At 45.2% G+C, this 19,225-nt stretch carries 14 protein-coding genes; 2 read left to right on the top strand and 12 right to left on the bottom strand.

Going from position 1 to position 19,225, the window contains the following annotated elements:
- Nucleotides 1-2: 2 nt before the first annotated feature.
- From J8M00_RS23305 to J8M00_RS23315, 3 genes are all read right to left on the bottom strand, one after another.
- Nucleotides 3-5,249, bottom strand: a complete 5,247-nt coding sequence (locus tag J8M00_RS23305; RefSeq protein ID WP_211012843.1) for a non-ribosomal peptide synthetase — start codon at nucleotides 5,247-5,249, stop codon at nucleotides 3-5.
- A gap of 210 nt (nucleotides 5,250-5,459) precedes the next feature.
- The gene (locus J8M00_RS23310) at nucleotides 5,460-5,660 is read right to left on the bottom strand and encodes an MbtH family protein (RefSeq protein WP_211012844.1); all 201 of its coding nucleotides are present in this window, start codon (nucleotides 5,658-5,660) and stop codon (nucleotides 5,460-5,462) included.
- Between the two features lie 56 nt (nucleotides 5,661-5,716).
- Complete coding sequence (locus tag J8M00_RS23315) at nucleotides 5,717-8,149, bottom strand: penicillin acylase family protein (protein ID WP_211012845.1); 2,433 nt, start codon at nucleotides 8,147-8,149, stop codon at nucleotides 5,717-5,719.
- Between the two features lie 282 nt (nucleotides 8,150-8,431).
- Between J8M00_RS23315 and J8M00_RS23320 the strand changes: the two genes are divergently transcribed.
- The gene (locus tag J8M00_RS23320; protein WP_023401251.1) at nucleotides 8,432-8,953 is read left to right on the top strand and encodes an RNA polymerase sigma factor; all 522 of its coding nucleotides are present in this window, start codon (nucleotides 8,432-8,434) and stop codon (nucleotides 8,951-8,953) included.
- Here the strand turns inward: J8M00_RS23320 and J8M00_RS23325 are convergent.
- A complete protein-coding gene (locus J8M00_RS23325) occupies nucleotides 8,950-9,408 on the bottom strand; it encodes a TerB family tellurite resistance protein (RefSeq protein ID WP_211012846.1) in 459 nt (152 codons plus the stop codon). The genes J8M00_RS23320 and J8M00_RS23325 overlap by 4 nt on opposite strands.
- A 101-nt stretch (nucleotides 9,409-9,509) precedes the next feature.
- Here J8M00_RS23325 and J8M00_RS23330 point away from each other — a divergent pair, with 101 nt between their 5' ends.
- The gene (locus J8M00_RS23330) at nucleotides 9,510-9,851 is read left to right on the top strand and encodes a hypothetical protein (protein ID WP_247687527.1); all 342 of its coding nucleotides are present in this window, start codon (nucleotides 9,510-9,512) and stop codon (nucleotides 9,849-9,851) included.
- Between the two features lie 49 nt (nucleotides 9,852-9,900).
- On the opposite strand, the gene J8M00_RS23335 is transcribed toward J8M00_RS23330, so the two are convergent.
- From J8M00_RS23335 to J8M00_RS23370, 8 genes are all read right to left on the bottom strand, one after another.
- Complete coding sequence (locus J8M00_RS23335) at nucleotides 9,901-10,503, bottom strand: hypothetical protein (RefSeq protein WP_211012847.1); 603 nt, start codon at nucleotides 10,501-10,503, stop codon at nucleotides 9,901-9,903.
- Between the two features lie 91 nt (nucleotides 10,504-10,594).
- Nucleotides 10,595-11,194 carry a 3-isopropylmalate dehydratase small subunit gene (gene leuD, locus J8M00_RS23340; protein ID WP_211012848.1) on the bottom strand — a complete coding sequence of 200 codons (600 nt, stop codon included), beginning with the start codon at nucleotides 11,192-11,194 and terminating at the stop codon, nucleotides 10,595-10,597.
- The gene (leuC, locus tag J8M00_RS23345) at nucleotides 11,191-12,594 is read right to left on the bottom strand and encodes a 3-isopropylmalate dehydratase large subunit (RefSeq protein ID WP_211012849.1); all 1,404 of its coding nucleotides are present in this window, start codon (nucleotides 12,592-12,594) and stop codon (nucleotides 11,191-11,193) included. Before leuC ends, leuD begins: the two co-directional genes overlap by 4 nt.
- A 30-nt stretch (nucleotides 12,595-12,624) precedes the next feature.
- Nucleotides 12,625-13,701, bottom strand: coding sequence for a 3-isopropylmalate dehydrogenase (gene leuB / locus J8M00_RS23350; RefSeq protein ID WP_211012850.1), 1,077 nt, complete (start codon nucleotides 13,699-13,701; stop codon nucleotides 12,625-12,627).
- Nucleotides 13,698-15,245 carry a 2-isopropylmalate synthase gene (gene leuA, locus J8M00_RS23355; RefSeq protein ID WP_211012851.1) on the bottom strand — a complete coding sequence of 516 codons (1,548 nt, stop codon included), beginning with the start codon at nucleotides 15,243-15,245 and terminating at the stop codon, nucleotides 13,698-13,700. Before leuA ends, leuB begins: the two co-directional genes overlap by 4 nt.
- A gap of 402 nt (nucleotides 15,246-15,647) precedes the next feature.
- Nucleotides 15,648-16,358 (bottom strand): PKD domain-containing protein, encoded by a 711-nt coding sequence (locus J8M00_RS23360; protein WP_211012852.1) that lies wholly within the window; start codon nucleotides 16,356-16,358, stop codon nucleotides 15,648-15,650.
- Between the two features lie 262 nt (nucleotides 16,359-16,620).
- On the bottom strand, nucleotides 16,621-17,688 hold the full coding sequence (locus J8M00_RS23365; protein WP_211012853.1) for a hypothetical protein: 1,068 nt from the start codon (nucleotides 17,686-17,688) through the stop codon (nucleotides 16,621-16,623).
- Nucleotides 17,689-17,745: 57 nt separating this feature from the next.
- Entirely contained in the window at nucleotides 17,746-19,224 is a 1,479-nt protein-coding gene (locus J8M00_RS23370; protein WP_211012854.1) for an internalin, read from the bottom strand.
- Nucleotide 19,225: the final 1 nt, after the last annotated feature.

Below are 19,225 nucleotides of genomic sequence, written 5' to 3' on the forward strand. Positions count from 1 at the left end.
TGTTATGATTCTCTTGCTTTTCTTTTACGCGCTGCAATCGCGCCCATGCCGCGTTTTTGTTTCGCGCCAGTTGGTTTATTGGTGGTAACCGAGGCTGATTTAGATTGTGCTCCACCGAGTAACACGGCCAAACTGGCTATGCTCGGATGGGCAAACAGCTCCGTCATTTGTAAGTTAGGGTATTGAAGCTTCAACTCTTCATACACGGCCATCAACAGCAGCGAGTGACCGCCAACATCAAAGAAGTTGGCATGCCTGTCGATATCTTCAGTTTTAAGGTGCTTTTGCCAAATATCCGCGATGAGCTGCTCGGTTCCATTCTGGGCAAGCTCGACCTGCTGTGCGGCTCGCGTTACTTTTGGTAACTGCTGACGCTCCAGTTTGCCACTGGCGTTAACTGGGAGTTTTTCTAACACTATGATGTCGCCCGGCACCATATAGGTTGGCAAGCGCTCACTTAACGCTCTTTTTAGCTTGTCAGCGAATGTGTCATCTGCGAATTTGGCGCTTTGAATATAAGCTATCAATCCTAGGCCATGGGCTTGCTGTTCAGTGACTACGACTGCCATCTCCACCCCAGGCAACTGGCTTAGGTGCTGTTCAATTTCGCCCAGCTCTACTCTAAAGCCACGTACTTTCACCTGATGGTCATTACGACCGTGATACATCAAGTCATTGCCTTGCCAACTGACTAAATCACCTGTGGCATACATACGTGCGCCCTCATCACAGAAAGGATCTGCAATAAAACGCGTGGCCGTCATCTCAGGCTGCGCCCAATAACCGCGCGCTAAAATATCGCCACCAACATACAACTGACCTATTTGCCCGTTGGAAACAACTTCGAGGTTGTCATCCAATACGTAAAGTTTACGCCCCGCCAAAGCATGGCCTAGCGGCACTGATTGACCCTCGCGTGCAGTAAAGTCTTGGCAGGGGTGGATCGCAGCCTCTACCACGATTTCTGTCGGTCCATAAGTGTTTAATAACCGCACATGAGACAAGCCGGTGTTTTGCCAATCTTGGATCCCCGCGACAGACATGGCTTCACCTCCAGAGTGAACTTGACGTAGTTTTGGCAAGCTCAATACCGCCTGCTGTGCTTTGCGTGCCCAACTCGCGCTGATGCTGCGCCAGTAAGCAGCACTTAAATCCATCACAGCGACATCATGTTTTTGTGCCTGTTGGTAAAGGGTATCGGCATCCCAAAGCGCATCACCACGCAGCAATACTGCACCGCCCACAGCCCAAGTTGGGAATAACTGCTCGACGAATGCATCGAAGTTTGCTGTGGCAAATTGCAATACCACATCATTCGCTTGCAAATTAATAAAGCGCTTAGCTGACTCGATATAGTGCGCAAGTGCACCCAGTTCGATTGCCACACCTTTCGCCTTGCCTGTTGAGCCCGAGGTATAATTTAAATAAGCAGTTTGATTTGCATGATGCTCAACCTCAGGGAGTGATATGTGTTGGTGCTGCTCACTCAAGAGAGTTTGCGGTGATAACAATGCGCCTTCGAAAGCAACCGCCAATTGAGCTTCGTCACTGATAATAGCTTGGCAGCCACTGTCATTGAGCATGTGCTGTAATTTATCTGCTGGGAATTGTTTATCCAGTGGCAGATACGCAGCACCTGCTTTCAAGCAGGCTAAGGTGCTCGCCAGCATCAATGGCTTACGGTTTTGCATTACCCCAACTACGGACTCAAAGCCTAACCCTTTTTCAATTAAGCCATGAGCCAGACGATTTGACGTATGCTCTAACCATTCAAAGCTGTAGTGTTGATCATTAAATATCACAGCAGTACGCGTGGGATCTCGCTGTGCAAGATCACTGATATTTTGCAGCCAAGATGCATCCGGTAAGCTAATTTCTTCACCTTGGCCCAACTGTAAGGCAGCTGCTTGTTGAGAGTGAATGGCCAAATTGCCAATTGCGTTGTGTGGCGCAGTCACGATCTCGTTCAATAGCACAACAAATGCCGACGTCACGGCTTGCATATACTCAGTGTTATACAGCGCTGCATTGTACTGAAACTCAAGTATGAGCTCACCGCTATTGAGTAGGCGTGAATCGATGCTTAGATCAAATTGCGCTTGATCTTGCAGCGCCACCACTTCTTCAACCTCAACACCGGGTAAATCCAGTGCTTGTTGCACATCTTGTTCAAGGTGATTAAACATCACTTGAAACAGTGGATTCTGCCCGAGGCTGCGATCAGGGTTTATCACCTCGACCAGCTTTTCAAATGGCAAGTCCTGATTTTTTTGTGCATTGATGGCATGCACCTTGGTTGCAGACAACACCTCAATAAAACTTTGCTGCGCCGACAGCTCGTTGCGCTGCACCAAGGTATTGATGAAAAAGCCCATCAAAGAGTGCAATTCTGAACTGCGACGGTTGGCAACCGGTACACCGATACGCGGCTTGCGCTTACCAGTGTAGCGGTAGAAAAATACCTGTAAACTACTGAGCAATAACATGAACAAGCTCGCGCCGTGACTATGAGCAAGTGCCTGTAACTTTTCAACTTCTTGATATGATAGCTGCACCGTTTGGCTTTGCATTGGCGCAGGTCCATTCGCTTGCCTTGGATGTTGAGGAACAAGTAACTCTTCATCGTCGTTGCTTTGTAATTGCGCTTGCCAATAGGTCAATTGCTTTTGCGCGTCAACGCTTGTTAGCCACTGCTGCTGCCAAGCAGAAAAATCACCATAATTCACTTGAGAAGATGCTGTTGGCAGTGCTTTACCTTCACATATCAACTGATAGTTACGGCTGATATCAGCCAATACCAAGTCAAAACTCCACGCATCACTGGCAATATGGTGCATAACTAATACCAGCTGATAGCAGTTTTCCGGTTGCTTGACCAGTGCTGTTCTGAAGTTTTCACCACGCTCAAGTGCAAATGGCTGCTGGTAAAAAGCTTGGCGCCATACACTGGTTTGTGCTGAGTCGTGCTGTTGACTGTGATCGACACACTGCCAATTAAGCGTTTGCGGTGTTACTTGCTGCTGCCACTGGCCGTGCTCATCCTTTCCATATGCGTGGCGCAATACACCTTGCTGCGCTAAAACATGAGCAACTGCGGCTTGTAAGTGCGCTTCATGTATGTCTCCATGTAGCGTTAAGCTTGCGCCAATATGATAGGCGCTGCTCAGCGGCTCAAGCTGCCAAAGGAATAATTGTCTTTGCTGCTGGGCACTGAGTGGATAGGCTTTTTGTGCCAGTGCAGGGATAGCATGTTGCTGCTCACCCGTGGCGATACTGTCACGTACCAATTGGCAGAAATCGCCAAATTTATGCGCTGCAAAAACGGCGGTTGGATCTATTTGGCAATGATACGTTTCCTGCACTTTTGCCAGCAATAAAGCCGCTTTTATTGAACTGCCCCCTAGGGCAAAAAAGTCTATCTCATTGTGATTAACTGGGTAGCGCAGCACGTTTTGCCATATGTCTGCTAAGCCGCGCGCTAGCTCATCCCACTCTGTTTGATCGTCTCCACCGTGGCAAGTTGATAACTGCTGCAAGTGTGCAAGCGTAAAGACGCCATAAGTTGCCAATTTATCGTCGTTCAACAACTTCATACATGCACTGCGCTGCAATTTACCACTTGAGGTTTTTGGCAGCCCACCTTGGTCAAGTAGCAATACCAGCTCAGGACAATTTCCAAATTGCTCAATGATAAAGTCTCTGACAATCAGCGCGGTTTGCTCCGCTGGCACCTCATTGCGATACACATTGGCCGTTTCAATCGCAATGCCAATGCCCTCGCCACTTTGTTCACTGGGCACTGGAAAGGCCGACACACGACCCTGGCGCACAAAACTCAACGCATCTTCTATCGCTCGCTCAATATCTTGTGGATATACATTGTGGCCATTCATGATGATCAAATCTTTCTGACGGCCCGATATATATAGCTGCCCAGCGTAAACGTAACCCACGTCACCGGTTCTTAACCAGCGCTTACCAATATGTTCTACAAACGTTTCTTGTGTGGCCTGTTCGTTTCGCCAATAACCTAATGCGATGCTTGGGCCGCTGACCCAGATTTCACCAATTCCGCCTTCTGCAACTTCATCGTAACTCGATGGGCAAGTGATACGTACTTGGTGCTCACTGGCTGCCACACCACAGCTCACTTGATGGCTGTAATCTTGTGTATCTCTGCTATCTTGTGCGTGTTGCAAAATAGCTTTACCTGACGCCAATGAGCGGTTGTCAAACGCCTTGATAACCGCACCTTGAGAGGGAATACTTCCGGTGACAAATAACGTGCCTTCCGCCAAACCATAACAAGGGTACAAGGCACTTGCCTTAAAGCCCAACGGGGCATATTTGTCAGCAAAGTTGAGTAGCGTGTCATGACGAATAGGCTCTGCACCTGAGAAAAATGCACGCAAACTACTGAGATTAAGGTCAGCTACTTGCTTATCTTTGATACGTTCGATGCACAATCGATATGAGAAATCAGGCCCACCACTGATGGTTGCTTGGTACTGATCAATGAGTTGCAACCAACGTGCAGGGCGCTCCATAAAATAACGAGGTGAGCAAAGCACCAACTTATAGCCTGTATAAATTGGCTGTAATAACCCCCCAATGAGACCCATATCATGAAATAGAGGCAACCAACTTACCAATACATCCTGCTCAGTAAGTTGCATCCCCTCGGCAATGGCTTTTTCATTGGCCAGTAAATTGCCATGGCTGACCATCACTCCTTTGGGTTTGGCTGTAGACCCAGAGGTATACTGTAAAAATGCAATTTCGTCAGATTGCGCAGGGTGACGTTCTACCTGTTCTGCTTGTTCACAACACTCGTCAATGACCATCATCTTACTGCCACTAACCTGCTCCACTAACGCCTCTACAGTCGCGGTGAAACGTGCTGTTGTCAGTACCACTGCGGCTTCTGAATCTTCAGCTATACCTACTGTGCGCGCAATATGCTGTGCTTTGGTCGATTCAGGTGGAAAGCTGGGTATGGCCGTTACACCGAGATATTGGCAGGCTAAAAAGCTCGCCACATACTCAATTCCTGTATCCATCAAGATCAGTGCTCTGTCACCCGCTTTGGCGTGTTTTTGAATATGGCTCGCAACCATAAGGCTATGCGCGTAAAGCTCTCCATAGCTCCATGGCGTGTGTGCTTTTTTATCAACACATACCAGCGCTGTTTTATCCGGCTGATGCGCGGCATGTTGCGCTAAATGATCCATGATGGTAATGGCGGTCATGATTTACTCCATGAGATATAACTAGCTGTGCGCATATTGGTTAATACCCGGTAGCTGAACTGTTGTATGATGCGCTTAAATAGTGATTGTTTCTGAGGTAGAAACTCGCTTGGTGACGATATGAAGCGATAGTGAAATCCAGCCTACCGAGATATGGGTATCCCATGTCACCTAATTGCCAGTTCCAATATCACTTAATAACCTAATTGCTTACGCCATCGCTTGGCGCAGACTCAAAGGACGCATATCCGTCCAATGGGTTTTGATATACTCTAGACAAGTTGCTTTATCACCGCTTACGCCCGTGTCTTGCCAGCCACCAGGGATCGTCTTATAACTCGGCCATAAAGAGTATTGTTCTTCGTGGTTAATGATTACTTTAAAAGTGCCGTTTTCGTTGTCAAAACTCATCACATTTTTCCAAAAATTAGACTGTCGCCACTGTGACGCGCGACAGTCTAGGATTTTTAGTCTTTTTTCACGCTAAGTGTGATTTCGCTGACTTTATTTTGCTTGATCTGAGCATCGGTATACGGCAAATCAATTAACCCTTTGCCCGCAGCATAATGATCACTCGCATCTGTGAAGTGCGGCGAGTTTGGATTATTACTCTGCGAATAAGTCAACAGGCCACGTGCTTGTGGTCCATGCTCGTCAAAACCGACAACCATCATCCAGCTAGAACCATAGTTAATAGGGTAACCATCGGTACTTAAACCTGTACTTATTGTCCAGTTTTCATTAAGTACTTCTTTCATTGGCGCAGCATATTGTGGTGCGAACGAGGTTAAATCCATGGCGTTGGTAGTTGAGTAAATATTGAAACCACCACTGTTATGCTCTGCACCTGGCCAAGGAATGCGGCGTTCACCTTTTTGCAAGTACTGTAACTCACCCAATGGCGCATCAATGGCAAAACCTGCATTTTCTAGCTGCTTGCTGGCAGCGAGAAGCTTAACCAGTGTCGACTTTTCTGCTTTAACAATGCTCGGTGTCACGGCTGGGAAGGCAGAATTAAATTGAATTAAAAGATCTTCATCTTCTAATAAACTAAAGAACTCTTTCGCCAGTGGTGCTGATACAGAGTCTGCATTGAATTTACCGTCCCATTTTGCGAATGCCTTACAGGTGGGATCCACAGGCATGCTCAATGTCTCTGTCACGGCGATAGTTTGTCCTGCGTACAAAGCACACGTTGCCATCACAGTTGGTTTATACAACTCAAATGATGCACTAGTACCCGTTACAATGCTTTCCAACTCGTGGCGGTCAAACTTACCATCGGCACCTCGTGCAAAGCGCATCAAGTTTAAATTGTAGCGAGTACGACGAGTTTGCTTGTAATCAACGTGACCGTACAGTGGAGAATAACCTCTGAGCTTTTCCTTCAGGTTTGTCAGCCAGTATGAGTTATTGGCATTGAGTACATAGTCGTTGCGGCGCAACTTAGGCGCACGCTCGTAAGGAACTTCTTGCTGATATACTAATGCACTGCTGGTCCCCGGTAGTACAGCCAAACGGGTTTTCTTATACACTTCAGAAATCACAGGATGAGAGCGCAGTAGCTCTTCACCCACCGCAGGCAGATCAGGTACATTAGAATCATCGATATAAAATACTTCGCCGTGTTTATCTGCCACGAGTGTGTTGTTAAATGCCAAACCATCGAGTGTTTTGAATGTATCGATAAACTCATCAAGATTTGATGCACGATTCATAGCCAACCAGTGATCTATCCCCTCCAAATTATTGAGGTTAGTATCGCGTACTACATAGGCATTTTTGCTATCCCATTTAAAGTTTTGCTGATCTTCAAGAACATAGCCAATTGGCGTAGTGAAGTAATCTTTTTTCATGGTTAACACACCCATCGGCGTCAACACTTCTACATTGACCTGCTGCTTTTCAATATCGACCCACTGACCATCAAATTTGTATTGCAGCGGGTTTGCAGGATTTAACTCTAGCTGATAAATGACTTCATGTCGGGCTGAAGAGTAAGTGTGGGTCCATGCCAAATCTTGATTGAAACCAATATTGACGATACCAGGCACGCCAACCACTGAGGCACCCATGGTACTAAAGTCCCCCTCAACACTTGCATGGTTCGCCCAAAATCGTAAATTACCGTTAAATGGGAAGTGTGGGTTTGCCAAAAGCAAGCCGCGACCATTCTCTGTCACTTCATGACCCATTGCCCAACCATTTGAACCCTGTGTTAGCTGTTTTGGTTGGTAGTTGGTATTGCTTGCCATGAGCCATGGCTGTGATTGCTTGCTCTCCTGCTTGGCGATAGTTGGCAGCCACTCGTTACCAGTACCCGGATTCGCCTGTAAGATTTGCACTAACAAGCGGCCAATGCTGTTTTGTACCGCAGAGGCTAATACGGATGCAACCACATCAACACCGCTGATAGGTTTTACCCAAGCTTGGCCACTACAGGCTGGTGCCAATGTAGCTTTACCTGAATTCACATCTTGTAAATACTGGTTATAACCTGCTGCAAATCCATCTGCTAACGCACGAGTATCTGCCGACAGGTTGGTATATTCCCGCTCCACTCGACCATGTAAATCAATAATTTTATAGCCTAAATCTAGGCTTACAAAAAAGTTGTCCTGACCGTTTTTATGTGGTCCTAGGTACTTGGCGCGCTCACCTTTTACACGTACATAACCATCCGCCAAAATACATGCATGATCTTGTGCCTGTGCGTAGGCATTACCATAGCCTAAACCAAATAGGGATTTAGCTTGAATGTGCGGAACACCGTGCTGGGTGCGCGTAATTTTAACATCCTCGCTCAAGCTCATCGTCGAAGTACTTTCGTGAGCAGAGATATGACCGCCTGCTAAGGTGCAAGCAGCCATAACAGGTATTAATGTAGATTTTAACTTCATAACTTTCCTTCAGTTCTTAATCACGGTTAAAAATTTAATGCCGTGCACCCAAGACGAATAAAACCGCAAAAAACCAAAGAAAATAACAAAACCAATTATTGCATTTTTGATAACGAAAGTTGCTAGAACCACCACTTCTTTGCTCTGTGGTTAATTTGCTTTTAATTAGTAAAACCACACAAAAGACTTGACTGCTAATGGAAGATCAAAATAACATAATAGTGATAATTATTCGCATTATCTATTACGGATAAACTTTTAGGACAAATAGGAGTAAATACAGTGCAGCTGTGCAACAAGTGGTCTAAAGTGATTGCTGAGAATGAAGCGAAATTATTGGCTTATTTGAACAATATCCTACGCTGCCCATATCTGGCTGAGGACGCTTTACAGGATACTTTTCTACGCTTATCTGGTATGTCAAAGTGCCAAGATTGCCAAGTGAAAAACACCAAAAGCTATTGCTATCAAGTTGCTAGAAACATCGCGATTGATATGATCCGTAAGCAAAATCGCGAATCCCTTGTCGATTTAGAGTCTATTCAAACAGAGCAGTTTGACGACGAAAGTTCAAATATCGAAGAAAAATATATCGATGCACAACTATCAGATAAAGTGAATAACACCATTGGCAAGCTATCTAAACGCCACCAAAACGTTGTCAGCTTTTACCGCGATGGCCGTTTAAAGCAAAAAGAAATCGCCAAGATGTACCACATCTCTCCAACCTTGGTGAATTTTATGATCAAAGAGGCAATTCAATCTTGTCAAAATGAACTTAAAGCAGGGGCAGTGACGCACTAATCTGCCAAACCTAGCACTTCTTTGACATTGAGCTTGGCGGCGATAAAGTCGCCATGCGCAACATACATAAGGCCTGCTAACTTGCGCACAGTGTAATCTTCTTGCGGGTCTAATTTGCCGTCAGCAAAGGCAACCATCCAAAGTAACTCAATGACTTCAATGCGCTCCTCTTCATCGGTGTGGTCATTAACTACTTTGACAAATCGATGTAGATCTATCGCGTCATCAACCAATCGCTGAGCTTCAGTACGAATAAGTTCACTGCTTTGCTCAGATAGTTGGCAGTGTTGTCGCAATAGTTTTGCAATCATTGTGAGCTCGTCAGGCGCGATTTCGTTATCCGCTCTCATTACCTCAACCATCAATGCGCCCAATGCAGTGGCAAAGTCCAGCGGAGCTTGTGCCTGTGATTGTGTGTCTAGGCTTGCCAAAAATAATCGTATACGTTCTAACAATTGTCGCCCCTTTTGATACAATTAGGAGATTAATACCTGATAATTGGTTTCATGTAGTTATGCCGTTTCTAACCTCAGTAGTGAGAAAAAAAACAGTGAGAATGCTTTCAATTGCCTCATTGGTCCTGCTCAGTGCATGTAGCTTCACACCGAATAAAATAGGCGTCACAGAAAAATACTATGACTTTGATCATAAAGTACATTACGAACAAATAAAGTATAGCGATGACCATTATTATTTACAGATAAAAGCAGATTCTTACGCCCATTTTTTGCAACAAAGTGTGTTTTTATTACGCCACAGCCAGTCCCTCTGCCAAGGTGTGAAACCGCAGCTATTATTGCATGGAGGCGTACAAAGCTTTGATCGTCTACCGACTTTTCCTCGCCCCTATCAGCCTGATCTCCGCGTAGAAGTAAAGTGCGTAAAAGAGCAGCAATAACGTGCAACGTGCCAGTATAAGTAAACTTTATACTGGCATTATTTGGAGCTTAATCTTGGTAGCCCCAAGGCGCTTTTGGTGCTTTGACTGGTTTAGTTAGATCAAAGTCAACTCTAAATTCACGACCCTCACGTACCAAACGGTATGTGAACTTATCTTCATAGATAAACATTTGCCACGTATTACCAGCGGACTGAGGTATCTGATGAGCAATAAAAAGTTCTTTAGAGTACTGATCTGCAGGGAATGATTGCACATTGTTAAATCCAGCGTCTACCGTGTGACCACCGTACATTGTCGACTTATCATCACTGCCGTCTTTGTGACGGTGGTCATGTTTCAAGCTTAGACCGCTTCCCGTTTTCGTAATGATCCAAGTACGTGACGCATCTTTACCCACATGAAATGGCACTTGCAACTCGCGCTCATTGCAACGACGCACATGCATTACCAAACGCGCTTCACTAAATGCACTCGGGCCTTGGTTATCAAGCGTGACTTTGCCTTCGTATGCTTTTCCACAATGTGCTTTGATCTTGTCAAAAAAAGCATCGTGAGTAGGGATAGATACTAAAGGCGCAGGGCGTGCAACGGCTGCACTACTAGCAAACATGGTTACGGCAACCAGCAAAGAAGCAGAAAGCTTGTTCATTATTGTGTTCCTGAATATGAAAAGCCAAAGGCTAGAATGCCTTTGGCTTAATGGCAAAAAAATGCGACGGTTGGCGTCGTGGACAGAAAATTTATTGCCAGGGTCGATTGGCATTAAGTTGCTGCTCAAACGCATCAATATGACGATTAAGCTGCTCAGTTTCCCCAATAAAATCTAACCCACTCAACAATCTCGCTTTAATATCTGAGCGCACTTCGAATGTGATATCTGCAAAATAATCGCTGCGAATAACCTGCTGTGCCAAATCTATTTCAATCTTCACTTGTGGCTGGCGCTCGCATACTGCAAATAAACTATCGAGTATGTCGGCGCCAAGTGCAATGCACAACATCTGGTTATTGCCGCAGTTGTTGAAAAAGATATCGGCAAAACTCTCCGCTAAGATCACGCTAAAACCATATTGCTTCAATGCCCACGGCGCATGCTCTCGCGATGAACCACAACCAAAATTATCGCGTGTTAGTAAGACGGTTGCACCTTGATACTGTGCGTAGTTCAAGACAAAACTCGGATCAGGTTCCCCACTGTCTAGGTATCGCCAGTCATAAAATAACGCTTTATCAAAACCATCTCGACTAGTCGACGTTAAAAACTGCTTTGGGATGATTTGATCTGTATCCACATTGTTTTTATCTAGTGGTGCCATTAATCCGCTGTGGTATACACTCATGCCTGCGCTCCTCGGATATCGGTAAATCGACCTGCAATCGCGGCCGCTGCGGCCATCGCTGGACTAACTAAATGGGTGCGCCCACCGCGACCTTGGCGCCCTTCAAAATTGCGGTTCGATGTAGATGCACAGCGCTTGCCTGCCCCTAATCTATCATCATTCATGGCAAGGCACATAGAACAGCCAGGCTCGCGCCATTCAAATCCTGCAGCGACAAAAATGTCCGCTAGACCTTCTTGTTCCGCCTGCTGCTTCACTAATCCAGACCCTGGTACGATAAGCGCTTCAACGCCTTGTGCTACTTTTTTACCCTCAACAATTTTTGCCGCTGCGCGTAAATCTTCAATACGACTATTCGTACACGAACCGATAAATACCGTATCTACCTTGGCATCAGACAAACGCTGCCCCGCTTCAAGTCCCATATATTTCAATGCAGAACGCATTGAATCAGCTTTAATTAGGTCCTGTTCTTCATCAGGGTTTGGGATCGGTTCATCAATACCGATGACTTGCTCAGGGCTTGTTCCCCATGTGACCTGCGGCTGAATGTCTTCAGCATCCATTTCGACTACACGGTCAAACGACGCACCGTCATCCGAGTGTAATGTTTTCCAATAAACGACGGCCTGCTCGAAATCTTCTCCTTTCGGCGCAAAAGGCCTGCCTTCAAGATAGGCGTAGGTAATCTCATCCGGCGCAATCAAGCCCGCTTTGGCACCCATCTCGATACTCATGTTACACAGCGTCATGCGTGATTCCATGGACAGCGCTTCAATGGCAGTACCGCAAAACTCAGCAACATAGCCTGTACCACCTGCAGTACCGAGCTCACCAATCACTGCCATAATCAAATCTTTCGCCGTAACCGTTGGACGAAGCTGACCATTAATTTGAATTTTAAGCGACTTAGCTTTTTTCTGTTGCAGCGTCTGAGTCGCCAATACATGCTCCACTTCAGATGTACCAATGCCATGTGCTAATGCCCCAAAAGCGCCATGGGTGGAGGTATGACTATCACCACATACTATCGTAGTACCAGGTAAAGTGATCCCTTGCTCAGGGCCCATTACATGGACAATACCTTGATTGATAGAATCGAGATCATAGAGTTGAACACCAAACTCAGCACAGTTATTTGCCAGTGCCTGAAGCTGGTTTTTACTCACTTCGCTGGCCGCATCAATAGAGCGGCTTTTGGTAGACACATTGTGGTCCATGGTTGCAAAGGTTTTTTCTGGACAGCGCACTTGACGGTTTTTCTCTCGCAACCCAGCAAACGCTTGCGGTGATGTGACCTCATGCACCAAGTGTCTGTCGATATATAGTAAGTCTGTTTGTTCATTGATTTTGGCAACCACGTGAGATTGCCAAATTTTATCGTATAAAGTCTGTGCCACTTGCTACATCCTTCCTTTAAACACGAACTATTAAATGCGATCTACGATCGCCTGAGCCACATCTAACGTGGTATAAGCTGCTTGCGGGTATATATCTGGTGTCCCAATCCCCTGTGCAACAGCTTCAGCCACCGCTTTTTCGATGCGTCGAGCGGCTTCATCCTCACCTAGGGAATAGCGCAACATCAATGCTGCGCTGAGGATTTGTGCAATTGGGTTAGCAATGCCTTTACCGGCAATATCCGGGGCAGAACCACCAGCAGGCTCATATAAACCGAACCCCGATTGGTTGAGGCTTGCCGAAGGTAAAAGACCCATGGAACCTGTGATCATGGCGCACTCATCAGACAAAATATCTCCAAATAAGTTGTCGCAAAGTAGCACATCAAATTGACTTGGCTGTTTCACTAATTGCATTGCCGCGTTATCAATATAAATGTGTTCCAGAGTTACATCTGGATAGTCTTGGCTGACTTCTATTACTACCTCACGCCAAAGTACACTCGATGCCAGTACATTTGACTTGTCAACCGATGTGACGTGATTGTTGCGCAACCGCGCAGCATCAAAAGCAAAGCGAGCGATCCGCTCAATCTCTTTGCGACTGTATTTTTGCGTGTCGAAGGCAAATTCATTTTCACCGCTGCCATCTCGACCTTTTTCACCAAAATAGATGCCGCCAGTTAGCTCGCGTACACATAAAATGTCAAAACCCTGTGCGCTGATATCTGCACGCAGCGGAGAAGACGCACTCAATGCAGGTAGCAGCTGGGCAGGTCTAAGGTTGCAAAATAGACCAAAGTGCTTTCTCAATGGCAACAAAGATGCACGCTCAGGTTGCTGCTCTGGTGGCAGATCTGCCCATTTTGGGCCACCAACTGAGCCAAATAAAATAGCGTCCGCCTGCTCGCATGCCGCCAGTGTATGCGCTGGTAGAGCCTGTCCAAATTCGTCGATGGCCGCACCACCAATTGCCTGATGAACCAAGTCTAAATTAAATGCAAATTCTTCACTGACGCGCTCAAGCACGCGCTGCGCAGCCGCCATCACTTCTGGACCAATGCCATCTCCTGCCAATACAGCAACTTGATAACTTTTTTGATTCATCCTGCTTTCCTTTGTTGTTTAAGATCAGACACCTTTCGTGCCCTATCAATTAAATTGTAAACGCGGATCATTGCTCGAGCTGATGCTTCTACAACATCCGCCGCTAGGCCTGCACCGTGATACTGGCGACCGTCACATTTCGCGATAATATTTACTTGACCAAGCGAACTTGCACCTTGACCTGTGGCTTCCAAGTTGTATTCAATCATTTCGACTGCTTGACCTGTGATACGCTCTATTGCCAAAAACGCAGCCTCAACGGGACCATTACCGGTTGCCGCTTCTTGCACTAAGTCACCACCTAAGCTCATGCCCACAGTTGCACTGGCAATTGACTGAGAGTTTGATGATGCATTGACAAACTGCAATTGATAGAACTCATCTGGTTCCGCAATTTGATTAAAGTAGATCATGGCTTCTAGGTCATAGTCGTAGACTGTGCCTTTTTGGTCTGCAAGCTCTAAAAAGCTGCTGTACAACTGGTCCATATCATAATCTTCAGCTTGATAACCAAGCTCTGATAAACGATGTTCAATCACATGACGGCCAGAACGTGACGTCATATTCAATTGATTGTTAGGCACGCCAACCATTTCAGGCGCCATAATTTCATAGGTATTTTGCGCTTTTAAAACACCGTCTTGGTGAATACCAGAGCTATGTGCAAACGCATTTTCACCAACAATGGCTTTATTTGGTTGCACTGGCATATTGCAAATTGTTGCCACTTGGCGTGAGGCGCGATAAATTTCTTCAGTGCGAATATCGGTATGTACTTTTAGATGATCCTCACGCATTTTCATGATCATGGCGACTTCTTCCAATGAGCAATTTCCCGCGCGCTCTCCAATGCCATTGATTGTACACTCGATCTGTCTTGCCCCCGCCTGCACAGCGGCGATAGAGTTAGAAACCGCTAAACCAAGGTCGTTATGACAGTGCACACTCAACCTTGCTTTATCAATGTTTGGTACTGTGTTGCGCAAGTGATGAATAATAGCCGCGTACTCATCTGGCGTCGTATAACCAACGGTGTCTGGGATATTTATTGTTGTCGCCCCAGCTGAAATTGCACGCTCTACAACTTTGCATAGATCAGCGTATGGCGTACGGCCAGCATCTTCACAAGAAAATTCAACATCATCGGTGTACTGCAATGCTTGTTTTATAGAGCGCTCAGCCATTTCGATAACATCGTCAAGGGACTTACGTAACTTGTGCTCTAAATGCAAAGGGCTGGTGGCAATAAACGTATGAATACGCCCTCGTTCAGCCCCTTTTAATGCGAGTCCACAGGCCTCAATGTCTTTTGGCATAGCACGGGCTAAACCACAAATAATGGGTCCCTTTACCTCTTGAGCAATGCGTTGTACCGCTCTGAAATCAGCAGGACTCGACACGGGAAACCCCACTTCCATCACATCAACGTTAAGTCGACTTATGGTGTGTGCCAGCTGAATCTTATCTTCTTCGGTCAAGCTTGCTTTTAGAGCTTGCTCTCCATCTCTTAACGTTGTATCAAAAATCCAAACCTTGTCCTGCATTCCTATTTCCTCGCTTGCGCAAAATAAAAAACCCCGCTCGTTGGCGGGGTTTGCTATTTGGTTGCTCAAAACACGCAACTAAGCCCCGCCCTTACCTACAATAATCAGTAAGAGGTTAAGCAAAGTTGTCAGTAACATGATGTTTTTCATTTAGAGCAATCGTACCTGTTGATGTATTAAATATGTTTTAACATGCCTAAAAAGCTCAGATCAAGCATAAAAATTTCAACAAACCAAGTAAAACACCTAAAACAAAAAACAAAATCACCCAATAAAACCGCAAATACGATTAAATAATGCAGGCAATGACCTTTTGGACCTGTGCTTTACTACAAAATCACGTCACATCTGAATTAAATTTTGTACGTAAAAAAACCGCCAATTAGGGCGGTTTTTTTGTTTTTACTTACGTCTTCGACTGATTAAACACAGCAGCCCAAATAAGCTCACAATACCTAAACTCCCGCCTCCACCACTGTCTCCTTCCCCATGGTTTGGTGTCTTGTCACTATTGTCAGGTGCTTTATTGCCATTATCTGGTGGTGTTACGTTGTTACCATCATCAGGATCTGTCCCTTTATTTCCATCATCTGGGTCAGTACCATCGCCCGGATCTATGTTGTCGCTTTCTCGAACTACCTCTAGCTCAATCTCTGTCGACTTTACAATAGTCGCGCCCCAAAGTGCATGGAGCTTCAACATATGCTTACCTGATCTCTCAAATACATGTTCTAGGACAGCTTCTTGTACGGCATCACCGAGTGATTCCTCATCTAAAAACCATTGATATTTGAGCATCTCTATAGGCTCGCTGGTTGTTAACAGTGCGGATATCTCGGTGCCTTGTTTGGCAATTATTTGCGATGGCAAAGCAATTTCCAGCGCTACTATCTTCGGCGTTACCAGATCGACAATTTGCTCGCTTTCCATCACCAAAATGCCATTTTGATAGACTTCTCTCTTAACGGTATAAATTCCAGCAGCCTTATACTGGTGTTCCGGTTCTGCAAGATAGGAGATAGTACCATCACCAAAGTCCCAAAAGTAATCAAGCTGTGCAGCACTTAAATGGGAGGCGAACATGAACAGTAAAATAGGTAATAGCTTTTTCATATCAGTTCCTTGATATATGTATTTTTAGCGGTGCAGTTGATAAGTTGAGTGTATCTTAGCTCCTACGCAAAAGTTAACAAAACATTACGAGAAAAGCACATAAGTAACTAAAATATCCTTTATAATCATTTTTTTGTCTTAACACTCCAAAAGTTAGTACGTATATAGAAAAAGACGTCCCTTCTGTAATCCTCAGCATGTTATCCAGCCTAATTGAAGAGACACAAAGATCAGCCTTAAGGCCAATCTTAAAGTGCTACGTTTAAAGGCTGCTGCATTCTACTAGCCAAGGTTTCGAAAAACAGCGAGATTTAAGTAACTCGGCATCAGCAAGCTTTGCCTGCGCCTGTTCATAACGAAGCTTTGCCAGTTCATATTCAGATTCCGTTGCTACTTGTAAAAATGCCTTAGTGCGTTCCAAGTCACGCACTGCCTGACCATAGTGACTGTCAGCGCTGCGCCAAATGGTGTCATATCCACTACTCTGTGACGCTACCCAATCCTGCGCGCCGTAATGACCAGAATCTCGAAAGCCTTTCACGACAAAACTGCGAGGTACTTTATCCAGTGCAGCCAAATCTTTCACCAACCCATTACTATCAAAACTATACGCAACCAATTCATGTAGAGTTTCTAGGCAAGGACCTATGTTGCTCCCCCGGCAATAGGTTGGACGTTCATTTAACTGCTTTTGTAGCTTTTCAGGTAACGGTCCATTAGAGTTAACATCAACACTGAATACTGCATTCTCGGCATACTTTTCGATTTCTTTTACCTTAGTGATGGTTTTTTTGAAAAACAGCAAACGGATTTTTATCTTGATCACAAAGCGTTTGTAATCTTCTACGGTTTTAAAGTGCAGGCGAGTATTTACGAATAAATCTCGACCATAATTCACTTGATAAATAAAACTGTGCCCGCAGCTGCCAATATCCACGCCATCGATCAGCGCTCGCTCTTCGAGCGTGCTGTATCCTTCGTTAAATTTCAAATGCAGCTGTGAAGTCAAAGACAAACTATCCGTCGCATTGCGGTGTGTCATGGATGTCGATACACTACCGGCAACAATGAATAAGTTTATTCCACCGTGCACTTCACCAAATGTACGGCGACGAATTAAAGTTTCATCCACTCTTTGAAAGTAATTTAGACTGCCTGAGAGGCTGGAATGATATTGAACATCTCCTTGCAAACAAGGTTGTTCAATTGTGTGTGTATTTAAATTAAAGGCCTTTCCTAAGTCCGCTGTTTTTGCTTTTTCACTGTAATACACCTTGCCATGAGCAACACAAGACAACAACGTGGCAAAGGCTGCCAAGTAAATTTTCATATCCGCTCCTTGAAATAGGCCGCATCGACCTGATAGTACTATGCGGCCAAACTCAGGTTATTGAGCAAAGGCGTTGCCATAGGTGCTCAATGCGCCTTCACATAAACGCCAATTTAAAATGCCACGCGCAGGCGCTGTAACATCAATAAAAGTTGGTGCCCATCTTAAGTTACGGAATCGCGCACTTTCCTCTTCTGTGACCACTCCCGCTCTGACAGCTTCTTGTCTAGCTAACTCACACTGCTTCCAGTCTTGTTTATCAGTGCTAGGCAGCTGAAGATCCGTGACGTTATAACTAGCCGGGCACGCTTTACCGCGCTCAACACATGCACTTTTCATCTCTTGTACTTTGTTTTCACACGCATAACCAAATGGGTTATCACGACAGAACTGTGCCGCATTAAAGAAGAACCATGCATTGTCATAGGCAAGGTTTTTGATCCGCTCGACTGCAATTCGCTGCTGCTCTGGAAGATATGCATAATAGCTGTTGAGCAACTTGTCAGCACGCTGCTCATCGAGAATGGCTTGCTTAAAGTCATCTTCAAGCTCACTGATCAACCATTTGGTTGCATTGCGTACAATTTGATACTCAGGAACTAAACTGCGTAACGCCAGCGAAGAGTTTTCGTAACGTGTCGTATAGTAACGAACAACATTGTAGTCACTTAAACTATTTAACTGCGAATTAAATCCGGTTTTCGCGTACTTGACCGCTTCATAGAACATATCAAAACACGGTTTAGGGTTGTCCAGTGAGCAGGTAATGATATTATTTGGAATAATGCTCAGTAGCTGTTTAGGATCACCACCTTGTTGTACTGCACGAACCGTTATTTTTACCGAAGATTTGGTTTCGTCCTTTAAGTATCTAAGCTGCCCACCCACGTTGAACACACCACCGTATAAATCGACATCTAAATAACCGCCAATATCTGATTTGTCCTTGTTACTGCCATAATCAATCTTGAGGTTTACGAGAACGTTTGCGCCGTATTCAACACCCGTTACAAACTCATCACCCACCAAAGTTTGTAATTTAGTTTGATGGTTATTGGCAATATCTTGGCCCACTTGTGATAGAACATAGCCTTGGTTTTGGCTTTTTGGCAAAAATAGACGCTTTTTGGGCGTGCTTGCGGCACTGAATGTATAGGAGCTCGAATAAGTACTAGAGGCCATTTCTTTTGCCAAAGAAGCGCCTGCAGACACACGTACTACTGGAAAATTCACATCAACATCAACACTGCCATTTAAGGTATTGAGCATGTCGTCATAGCTCATATCAATGCCTGTTTTAAATTTTAGCTCTGTATTACCAAACGTTTCATCAATTACACCTGCTACAGGCTGCACATTTAAAAAGCGCTTTTTTTGGCTATCATATGCAGTGCCAATAGCAACATGGTCGTTTATCAATCCCGAGATAACCGACCCTGACAGATTTGAGTTTGAAACGTCGGTTGCTTCACTTTGCGCTGCCAAACTTTGTCCAGTTAGTGCCAACGCAACAACTGATAAATAAATAGGTTTCATA

This window comes from Pseudoalteromonas luteoviolacea, from assembly GCF_018100925.1.
Lineage (GTDB): Bacteria > Pseudomonadota > Gammaproteobacteria > Enterobacterales > Alteromonadaceae > Pseudoalteromonas > Pseudoalteromonas obscura.